At 55.6% G+C, this 11,469-nt stretch carries 10 protein-coding genes; 6 read left to right on the top strand and 4 right to left on the bottom strand.

Going from position 1 to position 11,469, the window contains the following annotated elements:
* Window positions 1–68 precede the first annotated feature (68 nt).
* From AC5EFR_RS01530 to AC5EFR_RS01545, 4 genes are all read right to left on the bottom strand, one after another.
* Window positions 69–1,304 carry an aspartate kinase gene (locus AC5EFR_RS01530; RefSeq protein WP_493574209.1) on the bottom strand — a complete coding sequence of 412 codons (1,236 nt, stop codon included), beginning with the start codon at window positions 1,302–1,304 and terminating at the stop codon, window positions 69–71.
* Between the two features lie 175 nt (window positions 1,305–1,479).
* Window positions 1,480–2,127 carry an SDR family oxidoreductase gene (locus AC5EFR_RS01535; RefSeq protein WP_493574210.1) on the bottom strand — a complete coding sequence of 216 codons (648 nt, stop codon included), beginning with the start codon at window positions 2,125–2,127 and terminating at the stop codon, window positions 1,480–1,482.
* Window positions 2,127–2,585, bottom strand: a complete 459-nt coding sequence (locus tag AC5EFR_RS01540; protein ID WP_493574211.1) for a DUF1178 family protein — start codon at window positions 2,583–2,585, stop codon at window positions 2,127–2,129. Before AC5EFR_RS01540 ends, AC5EFR_RS01535 begins: the two co-directional genes overlap by 1 nt.
* 70 nt (window positions 2,586–2,655) lie before the next feature.
* A complete protein-coding gene (locus AC5EFR_RS01545) occupies window positions 2,656–3,846 on the bottom strand; it encodes a 3-deoxy-D-manno-octulosonic acid transferase (protein ID WP_493574212.1) in 1,191 nt (396 codons plus the stop codon).
* A gap of 724 nt (window positions 3,847–4,570) precedes the next feature.
* Between AC5EFR_RS01545 and AC5EFR_RS01550 the strand changes: the two genes are divergently transcribed.
* The 6 genes from AC5EFR_RS01550 to AC5EFR_RS01575 are packed head-to-tail and all read left to right on the top strand — an operon-like array spanning window position 4,571 to window position 11,469.
* The gene (locus AC5EFR_RS01550; RefSeq protein WP_493574213.1) at window positions 4,571–5,617 is read left to right on the top strand and encodes a C4-dicarboxylate TRAP transporter substrate-binding protein; all 1,047 of its coding nucleotides are present in this window, start codon (window positions 4,571–4,573) and stop codon (window positions 5,615–5,617) included.
* Window positions 5,618–6,097, top strand: a complete 480-nt coding sequence (locus tag AC5EFR_RS01555) for a TRAP transporter small permease (RefSeq protein WP_493574214.1) — start codon at window positions 5,618–5,620, stop codon at window positions 6,095–6,097.
* A 3-nt stretch (window positions 6,098–6,100) separates the two neighbouring features.
* Window positions 6,101–7,438: a TRAP transporter large permease gene (locus AC5EFR_RS01560; protein WP_493574215.1), complete on the top strand. Its 1,338-nt coding sequence runs from the start codon at window positions 6,101–6,103 to the stop codon at window positions 7,436–7,438.
* A 10-nt stretch (window positions 7,439–7,448) separates the two neighbouring features.
* Window positions 7,449–8,210 carry an IclR family transcriptional regulator gene (locus AC5EFR_RS01565; protein ID WP_493574216.1) on the top strand — a complete coding sequence of 254 codons (762 nt, stop codon included), beginning with the start codon at window positions 7,449–7,451 and terminating at the stop codon, window positions 8,208–8,210.
* 11 nt (window positions 8,211–8,221) lie between these two features.
* The gene (locus AC5EFR_RS01570) at window positions 8,222–10,303 is read left to right on the top strand and encodes a 3-hydroxyacyl-CoA dehydrogenase NAD-binding domain-containing protein (RefSeq protein WP_493574217.1); all 2,082 of its coding nucleotides are present in this window, start codon (window positions 8,222–8,224) and stop codon (window positions 10,301–10,303) included.
* Window positions 10,300–11,469 carry an acetyl-CoA C-acyltransferase gene (locus AC5EFR_RS01575; protein ID WP_493574218.1) on the top strand — a complete coding sequence of 390 codons (1,170 nt, stop codon included), beginning with the start codon at window positions 10,300–10,302 and terminating at the stop codon, window positions 11,467–11,469. Before AC5EFR_RS01570 ends, AC5EFR_RS01575 begins: the two co-directional genes overlap by 4 nt.

The raw sequence follows: 11,469 nt of genomic DNA on the forward strand, positions 1-11,469 counted from the left end.
GCTGGGGCCGGAAATGAGAACGCCGCGCTCATTTCAGAACGCGGCGTGTCATAAATTATGCGTAGATGTTAAGCTTTTTCGAGCTCAAACGCATCATGAAGCGCCTGAACCGCCAACTCCATGTATTTGCGTTCAATCAAAACCGAGACTTTGATCTCGGAGGTTGTGATTACTTTGATGTTGATGCCTTCGTCCGACAGGACCTTGAACATTTTCGACGCAACTCCCGCGTGGCTGCGCATGCCGATCCCGACGATGGAAATCTTGGCGACGCTCTCGTCGATGTCAACGCCTGAAAAGTTCAGCTCGCCCGAGGCTTTGATCCCGTCGATGGCCTTTTGCGCCCGCGCCACTTGATCGGTCGGGCAAGAGAAGGTCATATCGGTGCGACCATCCTCAGAGATGTTTTGGATGATCATATCGACATTGATGCCCGCTTCGGCCAGTGGGCCAAAGATGGCGGCGGCAATCCCCGGACGATCAGCAACCGAGACCAGAGTCATTTTGGCTTCGTCCCGCGAATAGGCCACACCGGCCACGACATTGCTTTCCATGATGTCCTCCTCGTCGCAAACGAGCGTTCCGGCTTCGTCCGACTGTTCCTCAAAACTGCTCAATACGCGCAGCTTAACCTTGTAGCGCATCGCCAGCTCGACCGAGCGGGTCTGCAATACTTTGGCACCAAGCGATGCCAGTTCCAGCATTTCTTCAAACGCAATCTTATCAAGTTTGCGTGCCTTGTCACAGATGCGCGGGTCGGTTGTATAAACCCCATCCACATCCGTATAAATGTCGCAACGCTCGGCCTCAAAGGCGGCGGCAAAGGCCACGGCGGTGGTGTCCGAACCACCCCGGCCGAGGGTCGTGATGCGTCCCTCTGGGCTGATGCCTTGGAAACCGGCGACGACGGCGACTTTCATGCCTTCGTCAAATTTCTGCATGATGTTGGCGGGCGGAATCTCTTCGATCCGGGCGGCCGAATGGGCGTCGGTGGTTTTCACCGGAACTTGCCAACCCTGCCAGCTGCGCGCCGGCACGTCCATTTCCTGAAGCGTCAACGCCATCAGCCCAGCCGTCACATTTTCACCCGAGCTGACGATCGCGTCGTATTCGCGGGCGTCAAACAGTTCGGATGTTTCGTTGACATAGCCAACAAGTTTATTCGTTTCGCCAGACATGGCCGAGACGATGACGATCACGTCATAGCCCTTGGCAACCTCAACACCGACACGTTTTGCAGCGCGGCGGATACGGTCAAGCGTGGCGACAGAGGTGCCGCCAAATTTCATTACGAGAACGGGCATGATGCGCCTTTCCTGTCAGATCGGGCGGGGGTGTACGCGTTGAATGGTGTTTGTGCAAGGGCGCAAAACGCGCGATTGCGTGTTCTGGGTTTAGATTTTGCAATTTGCCAAGGGCGGGTCCAGCCGACGCAAGTTTCTTGCGCCAGCGCTCAATGGTCGCTTGACCGGGATAAGGTCAATACGGATGGTCCCGCCCGTCCCAGGTTTGGAAGCACCCGGTATTGCGCAAGGCTAACTCATCGAAACGAGAAATAAGCCCATCTGCGGCTTGTTCGACGGTGATTTCGCCATCGGGGCCGCCCATGTCGGTTTTGACCCAGCCCGGATGGTACACGCCAACCGCGACACCAAGGGCCTTGAGATCGGATGCGAGATTGAGCCCGAGATTGAGGGCCGCAGCCTTGGAGGCACGGTAAATGTATTTGCCACCGGGCGCACGGGTGTCAGAGCCCATCTGGCTCGAAACAATTGCGATCTTTGGGTGGGCCGACATTTGAAGATTGGGAAGGAGGGCTTGCACCGACAGAAAGACACCGGTGACATTGACGGCAAAGCTTTCGGCCCACATTTGGGCGGGGAAGCCATCGGCTAGGTTTTCGTTTTTGTCCAAAAACACACCGGCATTGCAAACCAAACAGTCGATTTGCTTGCCTTCGAGTTCAAGCGCCAAATCGCGATGAGACGAAGGGGCCGCAACATCAAGTTGTAAATACTCGGGGTGGTTTCGGGCCGTGCCAAGAACCGTATCGCCCCGCTGCGTCAGTTGCCGATCAAGTTCCGCACCAATGCCGCGATTGGCCCCTGTGATCAAGAAAACCGACATCAGTTGCTTTTGCGCGTTGGGACAAAGGGGAGGGGGGCAACGGGAATGCCATCATCCACTAGCGCCTTGGCGTCTTCCAGCTTGGCCTCACCCCAAATCGCGCGTTCAGGTGCGTCACCGTCATGCATGGCCCGCGCCTCGCTGGCGAAATCCTTTCCCACATAATCGGAATTCTTTTCAACATGCTCTTTAAGTTTGGCAATGGCGGTTTCGGCCTCGGAACTGGGGGCTGACAAGGCCGGGGCTTGGATTGGCGGGGCACTTACATCGGTTTCAGGTGCGGTGGCAATCTCCGAGGTTTTGACCCGTGGGGCCATTAACGCCTTTTCAACCTTTTCTGATCCACATACCAAACACGCCACATGGCCGGCGGCCTGTAGCTTGTCAAAGGCACTTGCCGACTGGAACCAACTGTCGAATTGATGTCCATCGGCACATTTGAGACTATACTGGATCATGTCACTGTCTGATTGTCTGCTCTATTGGGCCGGTTAAAGATAAACAAAACGTTTACGTGTGCAAGCAACGCTAAGCATTTGGCAAGATTTCCAGCAATGTTTCGCACAGACCGTCTAGGTCGGTTTCAACCTTTAGAGCGCGCTGGGCTATTTGCCCCATTTCGGCTTGACTGTCACGAAGGGTGATAAGGGCTTGAGCCAGGTCTTGTGCCGTCGAAATCTCCTGCGCAGCCTTGGCAGTTTTCAAACGATCACGAGCAGCGCTGAAATTTGCCATATCGGCCCCATGTAGCAAAGCCGCGCCAAAGGCCGCGGGCTCATAGGGGGTATGTCCACCGTGATCGCTTAGGCTTCCGCCAATAAAAACCCGACCAGCCAGCTGATACCACATTGGCATTTCGCCCATGGTATCGGCCAAATAGACCTGCGCCTCTGGCGCTTGGTCAGCGCTTCGTTGCGACACACTCAACCCTCGGTCCCGAACCAGCCGAAGGATGTCTGCTGCGCGTTTGGGGTGGCGGGGCGCAAGGATCAGACGCAATTCGGGTTCTTGCTTCAATGCCGCAATATGGGCGTCGAGTACAACGTCGTCCTCGCCGTCATGGGTCGACGCGGCAAGCCATGTTTGATTGCGTCGAAAGGCGTTTCTTAGGGGTGGGTCCGGGGCCAAGCCCGGCGGGGCATAGAGCGCTTTGAGATCGGCGACGGGGCCGACCGAGGCGATCGGTAGCCCCAGATTGACCAGTCTGTCCCGCGTGTCGACATCTTGTGCGGAGGCAAAGCTGACTTTCTCAAGAACACGACGGGGGAGATCGCCAAGCTTGGCCCAGCTTCTGGCGGTGCTGCCACTCATTCGCGCCCCCAAAAGAAGGGTCGGACCTTTGCAGGCAAGCGTGCGATGTGGCCAGATTTCGGATTCCAAGGCGATGTGAGCGCGCACGTCCCAGCCGCGCAACATGCGCCTGGCCACCCGCGCAAGATCAACAGGCGCGAGACGAACTGACGTTCTAGGAAGGTTCCAGGACGCGACCATGGTGCGCGCGGTGTCAGTATTACAGGTGATCAACCAATTGAGATCGGCACGCGCGTCGATGAGTTTTTCCAAAACTGGACGCGCCGAATTCAACTCCCCATTTGAGGCCCCATGGACCCACACATGCGGTCCCGGCGCAGTGGCGCCATTTCCCAACCGCGCAGAGACATTGCCTTTGGTCAAGACGGCGATGGCAAACAGGCTGAGGAGAAAACGATAAAGCAGCAAGCTGTAATCCTGTTTGTATTAGATGAGTGGGATTAGGCCCTGTAGAGCAGAAATGACAAGAGCCGAGTTTTAGATATCGAAGTAAGCCCGAGCAATGTCTGCCACAAACATGGATCACAGCGCTTGGATTGTGGATGGTTTGTGAGCGCGACCAAAAAGAGCATATTTGCAAGGCGCTGCGGGTGTCTATTGCTGTGGATTAAGTCGGGAAAACTTTCCAACACGTCACAGGTCGCGCAAATGCTCTTTCATAAAATCAACTTATTCTTTCGTTTGTATTGATAAGTTGGGGTAATAATTTCACTTTTAGCGCTTATCACATGAACACCCCTAAGTTTCTCTATCAAGTTTGGTTGGATTTGTTCAAGTGTGGGGTCTTCTCGGGCCACCAGACAATTCATGCTAAGTGCCTCCACGGTTTTCGACGTTTTTTCATACTGTTATCGCGTAAAGTTCATTTCTAGAGTCAGATGGCAGCGAGGGGTGTTTGACATTTCTGAAAACTCAATACCGGTCATGGCTTGTGATCGGGATTGATTGTTAAAATATGATTCTTAACTATGCGAAGTAAGCGCTAGAAATAAAACAATTATATGTGGTTTTGAACTCGCTCCGCCTTCTCCCGCATGCCAAGGCATCGAAGTTTTGCTTGTATTCCATCTCAGATTTTCATTACGATCTAAAAGTGAAATATAATTTCGCATAGTGAAACTGGGAGGATTTCATGAAACGATGGAAAACCGCGGCTGTGGCCGCAATTGCGGCGCTCTGTGCCGGCTCTGTAAGCGCGGAAACCGTGCTTATCCACGGCGAAGCTGGCCCTAATCGCGGTGCCCGCGCAAAGGCGATTCAGTGGTTTGCAGACCAAGTTGCAGAGCGGTCTGGTGGGGACATTCGGATCGACGTGCAATGGGGAGGTGCCTTGTTCAAAGCCAACGCCGCTCTCCAGTCGATCCATGATGGTGTGGCCGATATGGGGACGATCATCTCAGTCTATTACCCCCAAGAATTCGCCAGCTATGGCATTGCTGATTTGCCGCTCGACAACCCGGATGCATGGGTTGGGATGCGCGCAACTGATGAGCTGTTTCGCAACAATGCCGCCATCAAACAGGTCTTGGATGACAAGAACCTTGTGTACATCGGAACCTTTACCACCAGTCAGGTCAACATTGGTTGCAAGGGCGCGGCCATTCGCACAGCTGAGGACATTGATGGTCTCAAGGTGCGTGGTGTCGGGGCCTATGGCAAGGTCTTTGGTGAAATGGGTGCGAACATGGTGCGCATGTCCATTTACGATGCCTATCAAGGGCTCGACAGCGGGTTGATTGATTGTTCGCAAGGGTATTCCTATGCGGTCTCGGCGTTGAAGCAGGCCGAAGTGATGGATAGCTACACTTTGCTGAACTGGGGCCAGGTTGGTGGTGTCGGCACCTTCATGAACAAGGATGCCTTTGACGCGCTTAATAGCGAGCAGCAAGAGCTTCTATTGGCGGCGGGTTCGGACATGGTGGACTATTTCGGTCAAATCCTAACCGGAGCTAACGCCAAGGCCATCGAAGACATGAAAGCCGCGGGGCTTGAGGTGATCGAACTTCCCGACGCCGAACGCGCCAAGCTGTTGGAAAAAGGTGGTGCACATGTGGATGCATGGATCGAAACCGCTGGCAAAGCCGGTTTGGATGGCAAGGCGCTTCTTGATGACTATCGCGGGTTGCTGGCAAAATATGCCAGTGAACGTGATGCCAAAGGCTATCCTTGGGCCCGCTAAATGCTGAAACACTTTGAAAACATCCTGCTGGGGCTTGCGGCCCTAGCGGTTCTGACAATGGGCGCGATGATCACGTTGAACGTGGTCCTCCGCCTCTTTGGAACCTCGCTCCCCGATAGTGTCGTCATCGTTCGGGAATTGATGGTGGCGGGCATTTTGCTTCCGCTGGCGGCGGTCACCGCAGCACGCGCGCATGTCTGTGTCGAAGTGTTGACCAATCGTTTGCCCGACCGCGTGACCCAAGGTTTGATCCTTGTCGGTTGGGGGGTAGGCCTGATCGCATTGGCCCCCATGGTCTATGCCGGATGGCGTGAACTGGCCGCGACCTGGGCCAAAGGCAGTTTCTTTTTTGGCGATTTGTCTTTGCCAAAATGGCCGGGTCGGCTGGTGTTTTTCCTGGCCATGGCGGCTTGCTGGCTGCGTTTGTTGCTGGTCTTTATCGAAGATGCGCGGATGTTTCTGCGCGGCAAAAAGGCGTAAATCATGGACGGAGCAACAATCGGTCTGATCGCCTTTGCAGCAGTTCTAGGGATGTTGGCGATCCGCGTGCCCATTGCCTTTGCACTGGCAAGCGCCTCGACCATCGGCACCTTTGTCATTTTTGCCACCCGAACCGGGGTCTTTGCCCCCGAACGCGCTGTTCGCCCGACCACCTCAATGGTGTTTTCCAATGCCTTTGATCTGGTCCACAACTATAATCTGTCGATGATCCCCCTGTTTGTGGCACTGGGCCACATCGCCTATCGGGCCGGCATCACGACCAATATTTACGAAGCGGCCAAGGTTTGGCTGACCAATCTGCGCGGCGGAGTCGCCATGGCGTCGATCGTCGGCTGCGGTGGTTTCTCTGCCATCACCGGAAGCTCAATTGCCTGTGCGTCAACGATGGGGCGGATTTGCACCCCCGAGATGCTTCGTATGGGCTATGACAATCGGCTTGCAACGGCGTCGGTCGCGGCGGGGGGAACACTTGGTTCGCTGATCCCGCCGTCGGTTTTGTTCATCATCTACGGCATTTTTACCGAAACCTCTGTGTCCAAGCTCTTCTTGGCGGGGGTTTTGCCTGGGCTGCTCACCTTGGCCGGGTTTGTGTTGGTTGTTGCGGTCTGGGTACGACGTGATCCAAGCATTGCACCGGACTCCGGGCTGACCTTTTCGCAAGCGGAAAGGTTTCAAGCCGCGCTCAAAGCATGGCCCGCCTTGCTGTTGTTCGTTGTCATTGTTGGCGGCATCTATGGCGGAGTGTTCACCGCAACCGAAGCGGCCGCTGTGTCTGTCAGCTTTGCAATTGCCATTGGATTTGCCCAAAAAACCTTGAACTGGCAGGCGCTCTGGGAGTCGTTGAAAGAAACCTGCATTCAAACCGCCGGGATTTTCATCATCGCCGCCAGCGCCAAGATTTTTGTCGCCTTTATCGCCCTAACGGGTGTGGCCCCGAAATTGGTAGGCCTGGTGTCCGAGGCGGAGCTGTCGGTCTTTGCCTTGATGGCCGCGATTGCAGTGATCTACCTGCTTTTAGGGATGTTCCTTGATCCGATTGGTATCATGGTGCTGACCCTGCCGTTGATCATTCCATTGGTCGAAGGCTATGGGCTTGATCTCATCTGGTTCGGAGTCGTGATTATCAAACTGCTCGAAATCGGGTTGATAACGCCACCGGTGGGGCTCAATGTCTTTGTGATCGCCGGGGTCGTGGGCAAAGACGCACCGATTGATCGGATTTTTGCAGGGATTGCTCGGTTTCTGTCGGTAGATCTGATCGTGCTTTTGCTCATCATGGCCTTCCCGGTTATCTCTCTTCTCATACCAACGAGCATGTGAAGGGGCCGCTATGACCGATCGAAAATTTGCCAACACCTTGGCGCGGGGCCTCTCTGTGTTGCGGGCCTTCCGGGTGAGCGATGACGGGCTAAGTCATAGCCAGATTGTTGAGCGGACAGGATTGTCGCCGGCGACAATCACGCGGCTGACTTATACTCTTAAAGAGTTGGGATATCTGAGCCAAAACGGGAATTTGCTACGGCTTGGACCGTCCGCTTTGGCCTTGGCGAGCATCGCACAAACCTCGGCCTCCTTTCTGGATTTGGCGGCGGCCCCGATGCAGGAACTGGCCAATCAAACCCAAACCTTGGTGTTGATGGCGGTGCGTGACGGTGGGTCGATGACTTTGGTGCGCACCTGGCGGCCGCGCAATGCCGGATCAATCTGGCTCGAAACCGGCAACCGGGTGCCTATGTCCGGGTCCTCAACCGGGCGGGCCTTCCTTGCTGGGCTAAGCGATGAACGTTTTGCTGCGATGGAATGTGACGAATATCTGGCCGAACAACGCCGCGATGCTCATACGCAATTGGCGGCTCAGGGGTTTGTGTTTGTTCAAGGCGAGGCGCGGTTTTCCAAAATCGTAAACGCCGTGTCGCGTCCCTTCTTCGCGTCGGACCTAGGTGAGCCGGTGGTGTTTGGCTGTGGGGCCACGCCAGAAGAGCTTACAGATGAACGAATCCAAAGCGAAGTCGGTCCGGCCTTGCGTGACAGCATGCGCGATCTTGAAATGAAAACCGGCGGCCGCAGGGCGTTGGATCAAATTGGACGATAGAAAAGAACGATATGACCATTAACTACGAATTGCATGACGATATTGCTGTTTTGGCGGCGGATGCCCCCCCGGTAAATGCGCTTGGCCAAGCGGTGCGCCAGGGTTTGCAGGACGGTATCGCCCGAGCCCAATCCGACGGAGCCAAGGCCGTTGTTATTTATGGTACCGGTCGAACGTGGTTTGCCGGTGCTGACATCCGGGAATTTGGCAAACCTTTTCGCGAACCGAGTCTTCCAGGGGTGATTAACACTATTGAAGCTTGCGCCATTCCGGTGATTGCGGCGATGCATGGCACGGCCCTTGGGGGTGGTTTGGAAATTGCGCTTGGCTGTCACTACCGCGTGGCGGTACCGTCGGCCCAAATGGGCCTGCCGGAGGTGCATTTGGGTCTGTTGCCCGGCGCGGGAGGGACGCAACGCTTGCCCCGTGTCACCGGGTATGAGGCCGCGATCGAGATGATCACGTCGGGTCGCCCAATTGAAGCCTCCAAAGCCTTGGATATGGGTTTGATTGATCGCATCCAAGACGGTGATCCATGTGAGCTCGGACTGGCCTATGCCCGCGAATTGATGGCCTCCGGGGCCGGAACTCGCCCTGTTAGCCAACTGCCGGTACCCGCTGCAATTGATTTTGACGCCGCCAAAGCTGCAGTGGCCAAAAAGGCCCGTGGTCAACTATCGCCTGTTGTTGCAGTCGAGGCGGTTGAGGCCGGATCAAAGCTGCCATTTGATCAAGGCTTGGACAATGAGCGCCGATTGTTCATGTCCATGATGGAAACCGACCAACGCCAAGGTATGATCCATGCGTTCTTTGGCGAGCGACAGGTTGGCAAATTGCCGGAATTGCACGGTGTTGCTCCGCGCGATCTCACCGTTTTGGGGGTAATTGGTGGCGGGACAATGGGGGCGGGGATTGCCACCGCCGCTTTGCTAACGGGCCTCTCAGTGACCTTGATCGAGATGACGGCTGATGGCGCAAGCGCTGCTCGGGCTCGGATTGCCGGCAATTTGGCCGGAGCGCTAAAGCGCGGAAAGATCAGTCAGACCAAACATGATCAGATCCTAAGTGACGCTCTGAACTGTGCCACCGATTACAGCGATCTGTCTCAGGCGGATCTCATCATCGAAGCGGTGTTTGAAGACATGGATGTCAAGAAACAGGTCTTTGCAAAGCTCGATGCTGTGGCCAAGCCCGGTGTGATTTTGGCCTCGAACACTTCATACCTTGACCTTGATGAGATCGCGACCGCCACGTCCCGCCCCGAAGATGTCATTGGCTTGCACTTTTTCAGCCCTGCCCATGTGATGAAACTTCTTGAGGTAGTGGTCGGGGCGAAAACAGCTCCGGATGTGGTTGCGACCGGTTTTGCCTTGGGCAAAAAACTGGGTAAGACGTCGGTTCGGTCCGGTGTTTGCGATGGGTTTATTGGCAATCGAATGATGTTCACCTACCGCAGTTGCGCCGACCATATGGTTTTGGATGGGGCCACCCCGTTTCAAATCGACCGGGTTCTCGAAGACTTCGGTTTTGCGATGGGGCTTTTCGCGGTTGGCGATTTGGCGGGGCTCGATATTGGCTGGGCCAATCGCAAGCGCCTTGCCACGACACGCGACCCAAAAGAACGCGTGCCGACCTACGCCGATAAGCTCTGTGAACAGGGGCATTTCGGTCAAAAAACCGGACGTGGATATTACATTTACGAAGGCCGGAGTAAGGTTGAAAACCCCGATGTTATGACATTGGTCCAAGCCGAGCGCGCCGATCTTAAGATCACGCCGCGCACCTTTGGTGACGACGAGATTTTGCGCCGCTACATGGCCGCGATGGTCAATGAGGCGGCCAAAATTCTTGGCGAAGGTATCGCGCGCCGCCCTCTGGACGTCGATATGGTTCTGCTTATGGGCTACGGATTTCCGCGCTACCACGGTGGCCCGCTGAAATGGGCAGACATGCAAGGCCTTCCGGCGCTGCTCGACGATATCAAAACCTATGCCCAAGAAGACGCGTTTTTCTGGCAACCCGCCCCGCTTTTGCAAGAGCTGGTAGCCTCGGGGCGCAGTTTCCATGATCTGAACAAGGAAGCGGGCCAATGAAGCAAGCCGTTATCGTAGATGCAGGCCGCACCGGCTTGGCGAAGTCTTTTCGAGGGTCTTTCAACCAAACCCACGGCGTCACTATGACCGCGCATGTGATTTCATCCTTGATGGAACGCAGCGGCGTGGAAGCCGATGCCATTGAGGATGTGGTGATTGGCTGTGGCTATCCCGAAGCTGAAACCGGGGGCAATATAGCCCGACAGGCCGGGTTGATGGCCGGTTTGGACAAAGGTTCGGCTGGGCAAACCGTGAGCCGTTTTTGCGCCTCAGGCTTGCAAGCGGTGGCAACCGCCGCCAGCGCGATCCGAGACGGGGCAGGGCCGCAAATCGCCGGTGGTGTTGAAAGTATCAGTCTGATCCAGCCTAAAATTCGCCGCGTTCCGGAACCGACCTTAATGGCCCAAATGCCCGAGGTTTATAATAGCATGATCGAAACCGCCGATCTTGTTGGCGTACGTTATGACGTGAGCCGTGACGATCAGGATGCGTTTAGCCTTGTCTCGCAACAGCGTATTGCCCGCGCCCAAGACGCGGGTCTTTTCGCGGAAGAAATCCTTCCTATGCAGACAGTTATGGCCGTTAAAGATCGCGAAACCGGAGAGATTTCACAGCGCGACGCTCTTGTTGATCGGGACGAATGCAATCGACCCCAAACAACGCTTGAAGGCTTGAACGGCCTTAATCCCGTGCGCGAGGGGGGCTGTGTCACAGCCGGAAACGCTTCGCAATTGTCGGACGGCGCGGCGGCTTTGATTATGATGGAAGCCGCCGATGCCGAACGCCGCGGGTTATCGCCTTTGGGGGCGTTCAAAGGTTTTGCGGTTGCAGGATGTGGCCCAGAGGAAATGGGGATCGGCCCGGTGTTTGCGATCCCACGTTTGTTGGAACGACATGGGTTGAACGTGACTGATATCGACCTTTGGGAAATCAACGAAGCCTTTGCCAGCCAAGCTCTCTATTGCCAGCGGCACTTGGGAATTGATCCCGAGAAGCTAAACGTCAATGGCGGCTCGATTGCGATTGGCCATCCCTTTGGCATGACCGGCGCGCGTTTGGCGGGACATTTGCTCCGAGAAGGACAGCGGCGTGGGGCCAAATTGGGTGTTGTCAGCATGTGTATTGCCGGTGGCATGGGTGCGGCTGGCCTATTTGAAATCTACTAA

It is taken from the genome of Pelagimonas sp., from assembly GCF_058892305.1.